Annotated in this window: 1 protein-coding gene (cut by both window edges); it reads right to left on the bottom strand. The window is 71.0% G+C overall.

This entire window lies inside a single protein-coding gene on the bottom strand: locus ACFXK0_RS24125, encoding a non-ribosomal peptide synthase/polyketide synthase (RefSeq protein WP_379412991.1). The 44,628-nt coding sequence extends 15,134 nt beyond the window's left edge and 12,665 nt beyond its right edge, so the window shows coding positions 12,666-29,494 (codon 4,222, partial, through codon 9,832, partial); the first complete codon in reading order (the gene reads right to left) occupies window positions 16,826-16,828. Both the start codon and the stop codon lie outside the window.

Raw genomic sequence — 16,829 nt, 5'->3', positions numbered from 1 at the left:
CCGGAGTCTTCTGCAACACCACATCATCAGCGGTCAGACCATAGGCGGCCTGCATCCACACCAGACGGTTGACGATCGCACCATGACTGACCGCCACACCCTTCGGGCGACCGGTCGAACCCGAGGTGAAGATCACGTACGCCGTGTTCTCCGGCCGCAGCGGCGCGATGCGCTCGGCATCGGTGACCGGAGCGTCGGAGTAACCCGACAGGTCCAGGTCCTCGATGGTCAGCGCGGTGGTCGAGCCCGCGTCGAATTCGTCACCGGCCGTGGTCAATACGCAGATCGGCGCGGCGGTCTCGAGCACGTAGTGGGTGCGCTCGGCCGGGTGGTCGGGGTCCAGCGGCACGTACGCGCCACCGGCCACGCTCACCGCGTACATGCCGATCACCAGATCCAGCGAGCGGCGCATACCGAGCGCGACCATGGTGTCCGGGCCGACGCCCTGGGCGATCAGATGGCGGGCCAGGCGGTTCACACTCGCGGCGAACTCACCGTAGGACAGAGTTGTCCCCTCGAAGGTGAGGGCGGGCGCGTCCGGGCTGGTCGCGGCCTGTGCCTCGAACAGCGACACCAAGGTGGCGGCCCGGTCGACCGGGTGCGCGGTGGCGTTCCAGTCGGTGACGACCCGGCGGTATTCGGCCGGGGCAAGCAGCTCGACCTCGCCGATCGGGCGGGCCGGCTTGGCGACGACCGCGGTCAGCATCCGCACCAGCCGCTCGGCCAGGGCGGCGACCGTGCCCGCGTCGAACATGTCGGTGGCATAGGCGAATTCGGCGGCCATGCCGTCGGCGGATCCGTCGGCACGGTGCCGGTCGGCCAGGTTCAGGTGCAGATCGAACTTGGCGGTCACCACGTCCAGGGGCACGCCGGCGACCTCGAGACGGGGCAGCGCGAAGGCGGCCTCCCCGGTGTTCTGGAACGACAGCATCACCTGGAACAGCGGGTGCCGTGCCTGCGAGCGGGCCGGGTTGAGGATCTCCACCAGGCGCTCGAAGGGCAGGTCGGCGTGGCCGAAGGCGGCCAGGTCGTGCTCCCTGGTGCGGTCGAGCAGCGCGGTGAACGGCTCGGCCGGGTCGACGGTGCTGCGCAGGACCAGGGTGTTGACGAACATGCCGATCGCGTCGTCGAGCACCGCTTCACCACGGCCGGCGACGGCGGTGCCGATGGCGATGTCGTCGCTGCCGGACAGGCGCGCCAGCAGGGCGGCGAAGGCCGCGTGCACGACCATGAACAGGCTGGCGCCGTGTTCGCGGGCGAGCGCGGTGAGTCCGGCGGTCAGCACGGGGTCGATCGAGAACTCGTGCACGCCACCACGATTGGACGCGACAGCCGGACGCGGCCGGTCGGCGGGCAGATCGAGCTGGTCGGGCAGCCCGGCCAGATGCCGGGACCAGTAGGCCACCTGCTGGGCGATCATCGAGGACTCGTCGGTCTCGGCGCCGAGGGTCTCGCGCTGCCACAGCGCGAAGTCGGCGTACTGCACCGGCAGCGGGGCCCAGCCGGGCGCCTCGCCGCGCGAGCGGGCCGAGTAGGCGATCATCACGTCGCGGGCCAGCGGGCGCACCGACCAGCCGTCACCGGAGATGTGGTGCACGACGAAGACCAGCACGTGGGTGTCGGGCTGCGAGCCGTCCATCGAACCGGCGATGCGCAGCAGCGCGGCCTTGACCGGCACCGCGGCGGTGACGTCGAAGCCGGTGAGCACGAGATCGCTGATGCGCTCGCGCAGTTCGTCCTCGCCGACGGTGATCGGCTCCAGCGAGATCTGCGCCGCGCCGGCGGGCAGCACGACCTGCACGCCCTGGCCATCGGCGGTCTCCGGGTAGACGGTGCGCAGCACCTCGTGCCGCTCGATCACATCGGCCACGGCCTGGCGCAGCGCGTCCACGTCGAGTTCGCCGGTGAGGCGGACCGCGAGGGGGATGTTGTTGACCGCGGAGTCGCTGTCGAAGCGGTTGAGGAACCACATGCGCTGCTGGGCCAGCGAGAGCGGGATCTGCTCGGGGCGCGGTCCGGCGACGAGCTCGCGGCGGCTGCCGCTGCCCGCATGGTTCTCCACCTTGGCGGCCAGCGCGGCCACCGAAGGCGCCTCGAACAGCACGCGCACGGGCACCCGGGAGTCCAGGGCCGCGCCGAGGCGGGCCACGACCTGGGTGGCGATGAGCGAGTTGCCGCCGAGGTCGAAGAAGTCGTCGTCCAGGCCGACGGCCCGGTCCCCGGTCAGGCCGAGCACCTCGGCGAAGGTGGCGGCGACGATCTCCTCGACCGGCGTGCGCGGCGCGCGGAATTCGCGGGCCTCGAACACCGGGTCGGGCAGGGCGCGGCGGTCCAGTTTGCCGTTGGCGCTGAGCGGCATCTCGTCGAGCACGACGAACGCGGCGGGCACCATGTAGGACGGCAGCTGGGCGGCCAGATGCGTACGCAGCGTGTCGATGTCGACGGTCTCGCCGGAGGCGGGCACGACGTAGCCGACGAGCTGGTCGCCGGTGCCCGCGTGCGAGCGCACGACCACCACGGCCTGGGCGACGGCGGCGTGCGCGGTGAGCGCGGCTTCGATCTCGCCGAGTTCGATGCGTAGACCGCGCAGCTTCACCTGGAAGTCGGTGCGGCCCATGTAGGTGATGACGCCGTGGGCGTCGCGGCGCACCAGGTCACCGGTGCGGTACATGCGGGCGCCGCCATCATCGAACGGGTCGGCGACGAAGCGGTCGGCGGTGAGGTCGGGGCGGCCGAAGTAGCCGCGCGCCAGCTGGTCACCGGCCAGATACAGCTCACCGGCGACCCCGGCGGCGACCGGGTGCAGGCGCGAATCCAGCACGTAGGCCTTGGCGTTCCACACCGGCGCGCCGATCGGGACGGCGCCATCGACCTGGTCGGCGACCGGGGCGTGGGTCGCGTGCACGGTGAACTCGGTGGGGCCGTACAGGTTGAACAGGGCGGCGTCGCTGACCCGGCGCAGCGCCGTGACCGCGTCGCCAGTGAAGGCCTCACCGGCGATCAGCAGGGCACGCAGTGAGGACAGCGCTCCGCCGCGCACTGCGGCGTCATCGATGCTGCCCGCGAAAACGGTGAGCATCGACGGCACGAACGAGGTCATCGTGACCCGCTGTGCGGCAATGACATCGGCCAGGTACTGCGGGTCGCGGTGGCCGTCGGCACTGGCGACGACCAGCCGGCCGCCGGTGCTCAGCGGACCGAACAGCTCCCACACCGACACGTCGAAGGTGGCGGGCGTCTTGAACAGCACCACATCGTCGGCGCCGATGCCGTATTCGCCGGTGATCCACCGGATCTGGTTCACCACGGCGGCGTGCGCGACGGCGACGCCCTTGGGGCGGCCGGTCGAGCCGGAGGTGAAGATGACGTACGCCGGGTGCTGCGGACGCAGCGGGGCGAGGCGATCGGCGTCGGTGACCGGGGTCGCCGGGTACGCGTCGAGGTCGAGCGTGTCGATCGCCAGGGTCAGCGGGCTGTTCTCGGCGGCATCGCCGACCGGGGTGGCGGCCGAACTGTCCGCGGGCGCGAATCCGTCGCGGGTCGTGGTGAGGACGACCACCGGGGCCGCCGTCTCGAGCACATACGCGATGCGGTCGGCGGGCTGGTCCAGATCCAGCGGCACATAACCGCCACCGGCCTCCTGCACCGCGTAGGCGGCCACGACCAGGTCGATGCTGCGGCGCAGGCCGAGGGCGACCAGGGTCTCCGGGCCGACGCCTGCCTCGATCAGGCGATGCGCCAAACGGTGGACGCGCGTGGCGAATTCGGCGTAGGTCAGGGTTTCGCCGGTGGCCGGGTCGACCAGGGCGACCGCGTCCGGCGTGGCCGTGGCCTGACGGGCGAACTCGTCGACGAGGGTGCCCGCGCCCGGCAGTTCGCGCGCGGTGTCGTTCCAGCCACGCACGGCCAGGTCGGCCTCGGTGACATCGAGCAGGGCGATATCGCCGACGGCGCGTTCCGGGGCGGCCGCGAGCTGGGTGAGCAGGCGGGCGAAGCGGGTACCGAAGCGATCCATGGTGGCCGCGTCGAACAGATCGGTGGCGTAGATCAGCTCGGCGACGATCCCCGCAGGAGAATCACCCGCCTTCGCAGTGTTGGATCGATCCGCTCCCGAGGGCCCTGCGTGGTCACGCTTCGCTAGCGTGTCCCAGCCCGCCGGTCGCTTCTCGGTGAGCACGACCTGGAGGTCGAACTTGGCCACGTCGATCGGCAGGTCGACCCCGCTGACGGTGAGGCCGGGCAGTTCCAGGCTGGTCTGGCCGGTGTTCTGGAAGGCCAGCATGACCTGGAACAGCGGGTGACGCGCCTGCGAGCGGGCCGGGTTGAGGATCTCCACCAGGCGCTCGAACGGCAGGTCGGCGTGACCGAAGGCGGCGATATCGCGGGCGCGGACCGCACCGAGCAGGTCGGTGAAGCTCGCGTCGCCGTCGACCTCGGTGCGCAGCACCAGGGTGTTGACGAACATGCCGATCAGGTCGTCGAGCGCGCGTTCGCCACGGCCGGCGATCGGGGTGCCGATGGCGATGTCGGTCTCGCCGGACAGGCGCGAGAGCAGCAGGGCCAGTGCGGCATGGGTGACCATGAACAGCGTCGCGCCGCGGGTGCGGGCCAGCTCGGTCAGCGCCGCGTGGGTGGCGGCGTCGATCTCGAAGGTGTGGGTGGCGCCGCGACCGCTGGCGACCGCGGGGCGCGGGCGGTCGGCGGGCAAGTCGAGCTGCTCGGGCAGGCCGCGCAGCTGTTCGCCCCAGAACGAGATCTGCTGGGCGATCACCGATTTCGCGTCGTCCTCGTCGCCGAGCACGCCGCGCTGCCAGAGCGCGAAGTCGGCGTACTGGACCTCGAGCGGCCGCCAGGCCGGTTCAGCGCCTTCGACGCGGGCGCTGTAGGCGGTCATCACGTCGCGGGTCAGCGGGCCCATGGAGAAGCCGTCGGACGAGATGTGGTGCACCACCAGGGCGAGCACGTGCTCGGTGGGGCTCAGCTCGAACAGCGCGGCCCGGAACGGCACCTCGGTGGTGACGTCGAAGGCCGTCAGCACCAGCGCCGAAAGCCGTTGCGGCAGTTCGCCGGCGGTGGTCTCGATCGGTGCCAGGTCGGGAATGACCTGGCCGGTCGGCACGATCACCTGGTGACCGGCGCCGCCGACCTCCGGGTAGTAGGTGCGCAGGGATTCGTGGCGGGCGAGCACATCGGCCACGGCCACCTGCAACGCCTGCCGGTCGAGCAGACCCGACAGCCGCACGGCGGCGGGGATGTTGTCGACCGCGGACTCCGGGTCGAAGCGGTTGAGGAACCACATGCGCTGCTGGGCCAGCGACAGCGGCACCCGGGCGGGACGCTGCTGCGGGACCAGTGCGGCGCGGCGCTCGGTACCCGAGTGGGTCTCGGCCCGCGCGGCCAGCCCGGCCACAGTCGATGACTCGAACAGCTCGCGCACGCCGATATCGGTTTCCAGGGCGGCCGACAGGCGTGCCGCGACCTGGGTGGCGGTCAGCGAGTTGCCGCCGAGGGCGAAGAAGTCGTCGTCGAGGCCGACCCGGTCCAGGCCGAGCACGCCGGCGAAGGTGGTGGCGACGATCTCCTCGACCGGGGTGGTCGGGGCGCGGAACACCGCGGCCTCGAACACCGGCGCGGGCAGTGCCTTGCGGTCGAGCTTGCCGGAGGCGTTGAGCGGGAACTCGTCGAGGACGATGATCACCGCGGGCACCATGTAGGCGGGCAGGTTGGCGCCCAGTTCCTCCCTGGCGTCCTCGATGTCGACGGTGCGGCCGGTCGCCGGGATGACGTAGGCCACCAGCTGATCACCGGTGTGCTGATCGCCGCGCACGACGACCACCGACTGGGCGACCTCGTCCAGGCCGGTGAGCGCGGACTCGATCTCGCCGAGCTCGATGCGCAGACCACGCAGTTTCACCTGGAAGTCGGTGCGGCCCAGGTATTCCAGCTCGCCGTGCTCGGTCCAGGCGACGAGGTCGCCGGTGCGGTACATGCGCTCGCCGTCCTCACCGAACGGGTCGGCGACGAAGCGGTCGGCGGTCAGGTCCGGCCGGGCGACATAGCCGCGCGCCAGCTGGGCGCCCGCGAGGTAGAGCTCACCCGCGACACCCACGGGAACGGGCCGCAGGCGCGCGTCGAGGACGTAGACCTGGGTGTTGTAGACCGGCGCGCCGATCGGGACGGTGTCCACATCGGTGTCGGTGACCTCGTGGAAGGTGACGTCGACCGCGGCCTCGGTGGGGCCGTACAGGTTGTGCAGGGCCGCGCCGGTGAGTTCGCGCAGGCGGTGCGCGGGCTTGGGCGGCAGCGCCTCACCGGAGGCGAACACCAGCCGCAGCGACGCGCAGCGCGCGGCGGCGGCGTCGGCGACGAACACCGCGAGCATCGACGGCACGAAGTGGGTGACGGTGACGCCCTCGGCCGCGATGATCTCAGCCAGATACACCGGATCACGATGACCATCCGGCTTCGCGACCACCAGACGCGCACCGATCTGCAAGGGCCAGAAGAACTCCCACACCGACACATCGAACGTGGCCGGAGTCTTCTGCAACACCACATCATCAGCGGTCAGACCGTATTCGGCCTGCATCCACACCAGACGGTTGACGATCGCACCATGGCTGACCGCCACACCCTTCGGGCGACCGGTCGAACCCGAGGTGAAGATCACGTACGCCGTGTTCTCCGGCCGCAGCGGCGCGACCCGTTCGGCGTCGGTGAGGCGGGTGTCGGCGTAACCGGCCAGGTCGAGCAGGTCGATGCGGACCTGCGCGGTGTCGAGTTCCAGATCGGTGCCCGAGGTGAGCACACACACCGGATCCGCCGTCGCCAGAATGTATTCCGTGCGCTCGGCCGGATGATCGGGGTCCAGCGGCACGTACGCTCCACCGGCCACGCTCACCGCGTACATGCCGACCACCAGGTCCAGCGAGCGGCGCATGCCCAGCGCCACATAGCTTTCCGGGCCGACGCCGCGGTCGACCAGCCAGCGGGCCAGGCGATACACCTGCTGACCGAACTCGGCGTAGGAAAGACTCGTTCCCTCGAAGGTGAGGGCGGTCGCGTGCGGGGTGCGGGCCAGCTGGGCCTCGAACAGCGAGACCAGGGTGGCCTGCTGGTCCACCTCGTGCGCGGTGGCGTTCCAGTCGCGCACCACCAGTTCGCGTTCGGCGGCGTCGAGCAGTTCGATATCACCCACGGCCACACCGGGTTCGGTGGTGATGGCGGTGAGCACCCGGATCAGGCGCTCGGCGATGCGGTGCACGGTGGCGGCGTCGAACAGGTCGCTCAGGTAGCCGGCGCGAATGCGCAGCTGGGTGTCGAGCTGGGCGATCAGTGACAGCGGGTAGTGCGTGGCGTCGGCGGCGTCCAGGCCGGTGACGGCCATGCCGTCGATATCGGCGGCCTGGGCCTTGATGCCCTCGGCGTCGACCGGGTAGGACTCGAAGACCACCAGCGAGTCGAACAGGCCACCGATGCCGGCGGCGGACTGGATCTCGGCCAGGCCGATGTAGTGGTGGTCGAGCAGGTCGGCCTGCTCGCCCTGGGTGCGGGTCAGCACCGCGCGCACCGATTCGGCGGCGTCGAAACGCACCCGAACGGGGACGGTGTTGATGAACAAGCCGACCATGGATTCCACGCCGGACAGCTGCGCGGGACGGCCGGAGACGGTGGTGCCGAAGAGCACGTCGTCGCGGCCGGTCATCCGGCCGAGCACGATCGACCAGGCGACCTGCAGCACGGTGTTCGGGGTGACGCCGAGATCGGCGGCCAGTGCGACCAGGCGGGCCGTGGTCGGCTCGTCGAGGTCGAACAGGTACTCCGCCGACAGCGCCGCGATCTCGCGGCCTGCGTCGGGGCGGGCCAGCAGGGTCGGTTCGGTGACCCCGCGCAGGGCGTCGGACCAGGCCGCCACCGACACCGAATGATCCTGCTGGGCAACCCATTCCAGGAAGTGCCGGTAGGAGCGGACGGCGGGCAGCGCGCTGGTGTCACCGTGCAGGGCGTAGAGGGCGAGCAGGTCGCGCATGACCAGCGGCGTCGACCAGCCGTCCAGGAGGATGTGGTGGTTGGACACCACGAAACGCCACTCGTGCTCGGCGACGCGGATCAGGGTGAACCGGATCAGCGGCGGGGCGGCCAGGTCGAAGCGGGCGGTGCGGTCGGCTTCGACGAGGTCGGCGAATTCACGGGTTTCGGTTCGGTCGTGTTCGGTCCAGGCCACGGGGGCGTGGTCGAGCACGATCTGGACGGCATTGCCGTCGTGGTCGGTGACGAACGCGGTGCGCAGGGTCTCGTGCCGGTCCAGCAGGGCCTGGGCGGCGGCGCGCAGACGGGTGGCGTCGACCCGGCCGGTGAGCGTCAGGACCGCCTGGGCGGTGTAGACGTCGACCGAGCTGGCGGCCAGGCGCGCGTGGAAGAACAGACCGGCTTGGAGCGCCGCCAGCGGCCACACCTGGGTCAGTTCGGGGTAGCGCTGTTCCCAGATTTCGATATCGCGCTGGGTGGAGCGCACGAGTGCGAAGTCGGACGGTGTGTGCCCGCCGGCGTCGGCCGAGTTGGCGTGCCGGGCAACGGCTTCCAGCGCAGTGATCCACAGGTCGGCGAATTCGCGGACCTCGTCGGCGTCGAGCAGAGTGCTCGGGTAGCCGATATTGGCGCTGAGCTTGTCGCCGACGACGATGGCGTTGACATCCAGGGGTGCCATGGCCGGCATGTCGGCGTCGTAGGCGCCGCCGAGGGCGGCCAGTTCGGGCGCGGGGATCCAGCCGAAGCCGCGCAGCGCGTCGGGGACGTCGCTGTCGGCGACGCGGCCCAGGTAGTTGAAGCTGATCTGGCCGGGCAGCTGGGTGGGCAGTTCGGCGGCGGTGTCGGCGTTCATGTACCGCAGCAGGCCGTAGCCGATGCCCTTGTCGGGCACGGACAGCAGCTGTTCCTTGACCGCCTTGACGGCCTGGCCGAGGGCGGGACCACCGGCGAGGGCGGCGTCGATGTCGATGCCGGCCAGGTCGAGGCGGACCGGGAAGATCGCGGTGAACCAGCCGACGGTGCGCGAGAGGTCGGCGCCGGGCGCCGCCTCTTCCTCACGGCCGTGGCCTTCCAGACGAACGAGCAGGGCGTCGTCGCCCGAACGGGTGCCGGCTCGGTGACCGGCGCCATTGCCCAGCGCGTTGCCCGCCGAGCCGGTGACCCGGGTCGAGCGCCACTTGGCCGCGGCCAGGGCCAGCGCGGTCAGCAGACCGTCGTTGACGCCACCGTGGAACAGGGCGGGCACGGTGGTGAGCAGGGCCTTGGTGACCTCGGCGGACACCTCGACCGGCAGCTTCTCGATGACACCGGAGACGTCGACCGCCGGGTTCATCGGCCGCTCGGTGAGCAGCGGATCCGGGGTCGCCACGACCTCGCGCCAGAAGTCCAGCTCGGCGGTGCGCTCGGGGGTGCGCGCCTCGTCGGCGAGCGCGTGCGCCCAGGCCCGCATGGACGTGGCGGGGGCGACCAGTTCCGGCTGCTGACCAGCGGAGAGCTGGCCCCACGCGGCGACGAAGTCGGGCACGAGAATGCGCCAGGAGACACCGTCGACCACGAGGTGGTGGGCGATGACGATCAGTCGGCCCGCACGCGCGGTCGACGTGGCGTTCGGCGCCGATCCGGTCGCGGTGGGCTCGAGCCAGAGGAAGCGGACGACGACACCGGTGGCCGGATCGAGCCGGTCGAGGCCGGCATCCAGTGCGGCGGAGGCGATCTCGACCAGCTGCTCGTCGGTGGCGTCGGCCGGGAAGGTGCTGTGGTCGATGAGCGCGTCGGCGTCGACGGTGCCGGCCGGCGCGGTCTCGACGATCCAGCGGCCATCGGCGCGGTGCAGGCGCGAGCGCAGCATGTCGTGGCGGTCGATGACCGCGCCGACGGTGGCGGCGATACCCGCGCGATCGATGCCGACCGGCAGTTCCAGCGCCATGGTCTGGTTGAACCGGTCGAACGAACCGGAGCGTTCGGCCATGAACCGCACGACCGGGGTCAGCGGCATCTCGCCGACACCGCCACCGGGCAGTTCGGCCAGGGTGATCGCGGTGGCCGCGGCGATATCGGCGGTTTCGGCGACGGCGGCCAGACCGGCGACCGTGCGCTGTTCGAAGACGTGGCGCGGGGTGAACAGCACGCCGCGGGCCTTGGCCCGGGAGACGAGCTGGATGGAGACGATCGAGTCGCCGCCGAGGGCGAAGAACGAGTCGTCCACGCCGACCCGCTCGACCCCGAGCACCTCGGCGAAGACTTCGGCGATGGTCTGCTCGATCGGGGTGCGCGCGGCCCGGAAGGTGACCTCGGTGGCGAACACCGGTTCCGGCAGCGCCTTGCGGTCGAGTTTGCCGACCGGGGTCAGCGGCACGTGGTCGATCACCATGATCGACGCAGGCACCATGTAGGCGGGCAGCCGGTCCTCGACGTGCGCGGTCAGCGCCGCGACATCGATCGAATGACCCGGCGCGGCAACCGCATACGCGACCAGCGAGACCGCGCCCGCGGTGCTCTTGTGGCCGAGGGTGGTGGCGAAGTCGACGGTCTCGTGCGCGGCGAGCGCCGAGTCGATCTCGCCGAGTTCGATGCGGAAGCCGCGGATCTTGACCTGGAAGTCCGAGCGGCCGACGTATTCGACGGTACGTTCGGCGGTCCAGCGAACCACGTCGCCGGTGCGATACATCCGCTCCCCCGGCACGAACGGGTCGGCGACGAAGCGGTCGGCGGTCAGGCCGGGACGGGCGTGGTAGCCGCGCGCCAGCTGGATGCCCGACAGATAGAGCTCACCCGCGACACCTACCGGAACGGGCTGGAGCTGGGCGTCCAGGATCAGCGAGCGCATGCCGCGAGTGGGGCCACCGATGGTGACCAGCTCGCCCGGCGTCAGCGCGGCGCTGATATTGGTCATGATGGTGGTCTCGGTGGGGCCGTAGCCGTTGTGGAAGGCACGAATCGTACCGTCCGCCAATGGAACCGCCCACTTGCCGACCAGGTCGGCGGGCACCGCTTCACCGCCGGCGACCAGTACCCGCAGCGAGTCCAGGCCGCTCGGGTCGAAGGTGGCCAGGGCGGCGGGGGTGATGAAGGCGTGGGTGACCCGCTCGGTACGGATCAGTTCGGACAGTTCGTCACCGCCGTAGACACCCGGCGGGACGACGACCAGCGCGCCGCCGCGGGCCAGCGCCAGCAGCAGTTCCAGGATCGAGGCGTCGAACGAGGGGGACGCGAAATGCAGTGCGCGACTGTCGGAGTCGAGCGCGTAGCGCTGCGCCTGCTCCTCGCCGAAGTTGGCCAGACCGGCATGGGTGACCACGACACCCTTGGGCACGCCGGTCGAACCGGAGGTGTAGATGACGTAGGCGGGCTGCTCGGGGGTGGTCGCGCGCACCAGCTCGTCGTCGGCGATCGGGCCGCCGTCGAAGCGCGTGAGGTCGAGGTCGTCGAGCACGAGCCAACCGGCCGCGTCCGAGCTGCCGGGCGTCACCTCGCCGTCTTGCGCGCCACCGATGCCGGCCTGCTCAGTGGCCGAGGAGTCGCTGGTGTCGGGGGCGGCGATGTCTGCCCGCTCAGCGGGCGAGGAGCCCGCGATGTCGGGCAGGCCGCCCAGCACCGAGGCGACCGTAATACCCAGTGGCGAACCGGAATCGGTGACCATGTGGGCGATGCGGTCGGCCGGGTAGGTCGGGTCGACCGGGACGAAGGCGGCGCCGGTCTTGGCGACAGCCCAGGCGGCCAGCACCGAATCGGCCGAACGGGGGATACCGATCGCCACGAGGTCTTCGGCACCGATGCCCTCGGCGATCAGCAAGCGCGCCAGGCGGTTCGAGCGTTCGTCCAGGTCGGAGTAGGACAGAGCTGTCCCCTGGAACACGACGGCATCGCCGGTCGGGTTCTGGGCCACGGCCTCGGCCAGCAGGTTGCGCAGGGTGCGGGCGGGCACCGGTGGTTCGCCGACGCGGAACACCAGGTCGGCCCGCTCGGCGGCATCGAGGACGTCGATGGCGCCGATGGTCATCGTGGCATCGGCGGCGACGGCTTCGAGGACGCGCTCCCAGCGGGTCGCGATGGTGTCGACGGTGGCTTCGTCGAACAGTTCGGTGGCGTAGTTCAGGGCCAGCGCCATGCCGCCGCTGCCGGGTTCACCGAGCTCGGAGAGGGTGAACTGCAGGTCGAAGCGGGCGACGCTCTCGTCCAGATCGAGCGCCGACACGGCGAGGCCGGGCAGTTCCAGGGTGGTGCGGTCCAGGTTCTGGAAGGCCAGCATCACCTGGAACAGCGGGTTGCGCGACTGGGAGCGCTCCGGCGCCAGCAGTTCCACCAGCCGCTCGAACGGCACATCGGCATTGCCGTAGGCATCGAGGTCGGCCTTGCGGGACTGCTCGAGCAGGTCGGTGAAGGACTCGGCCGGGCGCACGCCGGTGCGCAGCACCAGGGTGTTGACGAACATGCCGACCAGGTCGTCGAGGGCCTGCTCACCACGGCCCGCGATGGGGGTGCCGATGGCGATGTCGTCGGAGCCGGACAGGCGCGCGAGCAGCACCGCGAGCGCGGTGTGCATGACCATGAACAGCGATGCGCCTTGCCGGCGCGCCACCTCGTCGAGCGCGGCGATGAGCTGCGGGGACAGCTCGCGGTGCACGGTGGCGCCGCGATGCGAGGCGATGGCCGGGCGGGCCCGGTCGAACGGCAGGGTCAGCTCGTCGGGGAGGCCGGCGAGCTGGGTCTGCCAGTAGCCGACCTGGCGCGACATCAGCGAGTCGGTGTCGTCTTCGGTGCCGAGGACCGCGCGCTGCCAGATCGCGAAGTCGGCGTACTGCACCGGCAGCGGCGCCCAGCCGGGCGCGGTGCCCTGGGCGCGAGCGGTGTAGGCGAGCATCACGTCGCGGGTCAGCGGGGCGATGGAGAAACCGTCGGCGGCGATGTGGTGCACCACCACGACGAGCACGTGCTCGGTGTCGGTGACCTTGAACAGCCGGGCGCGCAGCGGAACCTGTTCGGCCACATCGAATCCGGCGGAGACGAACTCGGTGACGGTACCGAACAGCTCGCCCTGCGCGACCGTGACCGGGCGCAGGTCCAGCGAAATGCGTTCCGCCGCAACGATCTGCTGCACCGGGGTGCCGCCGTGCTCGGGGTAACGGGTGCGCAGCGACTCGTGCCTGCGGACCAGGTCGGCCAGTGCGAGCGCGAGCGCCTCGGTGTCGAGGGCGCCGGTGAGGCGGATCGCGACGGGCAGGTTGTAGGCGGCGGAGGTGGTGTCGTACTTGTTGAGGAACCACATGCGCTGCTGCGCGAACGACAGCGGCACCAGTTCACCCTCGGTGCGCTCGCGGGCGACGAGCGCCGCGCGGGCGGTGCCGCCGGTGTGCGATTCCACCCGGGCCGCAAGGGCTTCCACGGTGGAGGCTTCGAACAGCGCGCGCACCGGCACGGTGGCGCCGAGCGCGGCGCCGATGCGGGCGACCACGCGGGTGGCGATGAGCGAGTTGCCGCCGAGGTCGAAGAAGTCGTCGTCGACGCCGACCCGGTCCAGGCCGAGGACGTCGGCGAAGACCGCGGCGACGGTCTCCTGCACCGGGGTGACCGGGGCGCGGAAGGCACGTGCTTGCACTGCCGGGGCGGGCAGCGCGCGACGATCCAGCTTGCCGTTGACGGTCAGCGGGATCCATTCCAGGCGCACCAGCGCGGCCGGGACCATGTAGGCGGGCAACTGTTCGGCGGCACCGCTGCGCACGGCGTCGAGGTCGGGCTCGGCGTCGCCGTCGGCGACCACGTAGGCGACGATGCGCTGGTCACCGGGCTGATCCTCGCGCACGATGACCGCGGCCTGCGCGATGCCCGGCTGCGCGAGCACGGCGGCTTCGATCTCACCGAGTTCGATGCGGAAACCGCGAACCTTCACCTGATCGTCGGCGCGGCCGAGGTATTCGAGTTCGCCGAAGCGGTTCCAGCGCGCGAGGTCACCGGAGCGGTACAGCCTGCTGCCGCCCTGGTTCGGGCCGGCGAGGGGGTTGGCGACGAAGCGGGTGGCGGTCAGGTCGGGGCGGCCGAGGTAGCCGCGCGCCAATTGCGGTCCGGCGACGTACATCTCACCCGCGACACCGACCGGCACCGGTCGCAGCCTGCTGTCGAGCACGAACACCGACAGTCCGGCGATGGCCCGGCCGACGACCGAACCGGCCGCTGCCGCAATGGTTTTCGCGTCGAGCGCGCGGAACGACACGTGCACCGTGGTCTCGGTGATGCCGTACATGTTGACCAGCGTCGGCGAGCTGTCGCCGTGGCGGGCGACCCAATCCGAGAGCCTGCGCAGTTCGAGGGCCTCGCCACCGAAGACGACGTAGCGCAGGGCCAGGGGTTCCAGGCCGGGGCCGGCGATCCGGTCGGCCTCGGCGAGCTGGTAGAACGCCGACGGCGTCTGGTTGAGCACCGTCACCTGCTCGACCCGCAGCAGTTCCAGGAACTGTTCGGGCGAACGCGAGGTGTAGTAGTCGACGACGATCAGCGAGCCGCCGAACAGCAGCGGACCCCACAGCTCCCACACCGAGAAGTCGAAGGCGTAGGAGTGGAACAGCGTCCACACATCGCGCGGGCCGAAGCCGAAGTCACGATCGGTGTTGGCGAACAGGCGCACCACATTCCGGTGCGCGACCGCGACGCCCTTGGGGCGCCCGGTCGAGCCGGAGGTGTAGATGACGTAGGCGACGTGGTCCGGCGAGAGCGGCGCGATCCGGTCGGCGTCGGTGATCGGCAGATCGTCGGCGTCCTCGATATTGCCGGTCTCCACCGCGAAGCCGTCGAGCACCACCGAGGGCAGGTGCGCGGGCACGCTCACCTGGACGGTGGAGTCCAGGACCACGCTGGTGGGCCGGGAGTCCTCGAGTACGTAGGCGATGCGCTCGGCCGGGTAGGTGGGGTCGACGGGCACGTAACCGGCGCCGGTCTTGACCACGGCCAGCAGCGCGACGACCAGATCCAGCGAACGCGGCAGGATCACCGCGACCAGCGATTCCGGGCCCGCGCCGTCGGCGATCAGCCTGCGTGCCAGCACATTCGCGCGCCGGTCGAGTTCGGCGTAGGTCAGCGATTCGACGCCGAACTTGGCGGCGATGCGGTCGGGGTAGGCCGCCGCGGCCGCGTCGAACAGGTCGACCAGGGTGGTGTGCGAGTTGGCGAACAGCCCGCGGCGATGGCCCGCGGGGGTGGTGGCGTCGTGGACGACCGGCAGCCCGATGGCGTCGGTACCCGAGGACACCCAGCGCTGGGCGACATCGCGCTGTTCGGCCTCGCCGAGCAGGTCGATGTCGCCGACGATCACGTCGGGGTTGTCGGCGACGCTGCGCAGGATGCGGACCAGGCGGTCACCGAAGGCGGCGACGGTCTCGGCGTCGAACAGATCGGTGGCGTAGTTCCAGGACATGGCCAGCGAACCGTCGGCGGCCTCGCCTACGGTCAGCTGCACGTCGAATTTCGCTGTGCCCGGGTCGAAGTCGACCACATCGAGGTCCAGGCCGGGCAGTGCGACGGTGCCGGTGTCGGCGGCGGTGGCCGCCTCGAAGGTGAGCGCCACCTGGAACAGCGGGTGGTGGGCCTGCGAGCGGGTGGGGCTGAGCACGTCGACGAGCCGTTCGAAGGGCACGTCGGCATTGGCGAAGGCCGACAGGTCGACCTTGCGGACCTGGTCGAGCAGGTCACCGAAGCTGCCGCCGAGGTCGACCTCGCTGCGCAGCACCAGGGTGTTGACGAACATGCCGACGAGATCGTCGAGCGAGCGCTCGCCACGCCCGGCGATGGGGGTGCCGATGGCGATGTCGGTGCTGTTGGACAGGCGCGCGGCCCAGGTGGCCAGCGCCGCGTGCATCACCATGAACAGGGTGACGCCGTGCGCGCGGGCGATCTCGGTCAGCGCGCGATGCAGACCGGCGTCGACCGAGAAGCGGTGCAGGTCACCGGCATTGGTGGCGATCTCCGGTCGCGGCCGGTCGGCGGGCAGTTCGAGCTGATCGGGCAGATCACGCAGCTGCTCGGTCCAGTAGGCGAGCTGGCTCGTGGCGACCGACTCCGGATCGGACTCCACGCCGAGCACCTCGCGCTGCCACAGCGTGTAGTCGGCGTACTGCACCTCGAGCGGCGCCCACGCGGGGACCTCGCCCCTGACCCGTTCGGTGTAGGCCACCACGACATCGCGCAGCAGCGGACGCAGCGAGAAACCGTCACCGCTGATGTGGTGCATGACGAGCACGGCGACGTGGTTCCGCTCGTCGATACGCAGCAGGCTCGCGCGGAACGGCACCTCGCGGGTGACGTCGAAGTGCACGCTCGCCAGTTCGACCACCCGGGCGAGCACCTCGTTCGCGGCGACCGGCTGGGCAGGCAGCGCGAAGCGGACCTCGTCGGCGGGCAGGACCTGCTGGTAGCCGGCGCCTTCCACTTCCGGGTAGAAGGTGCGCAGCGACTCGTGCCGGGCGGTCACGTCGGCGATGGCGGCTTCCAGCGCGGCGACATCGAGGTCGCCGGTGAGGCGGATCGCCACCGGGATGTTGTTGACCGCGGTGCGGTTGTCGAAGCGGTTGAGGAACCACATCCGCTGCTGGGCCTGCGAGAGCGGCACCAGTTCGGGGCGCGGCTGCGGCACCAGCGGGATGCGCCCGCCGCGGCCGGTGGCGGTCTCCACGCGCGCGGCCAGCGCGGCCACGGTCGAGGCCTCGAACAGCGCCCGCAGCGGCACCTGGGTGTCGAGCGCCTCGGACAGGCGCGCGGCGACCCGGGTGGCGACCAGCGAGTTGCCGCCGAGTTCGAAGAAGTCGTCGTCGAGG

The organism is Nocardia sp. NPDC059177 (assembly GCF_042755165.1).
In the GTDB taxonomy this organism is placed as follows: domain Bacteria; phylum Actinomycetota; class Actinomycetes; order Mycobacteriales; family Mycobacteriaceae; genus Nocardia.
This window is presented reverse-complemented; position numbering and strand designations above follow the sequence as displayed.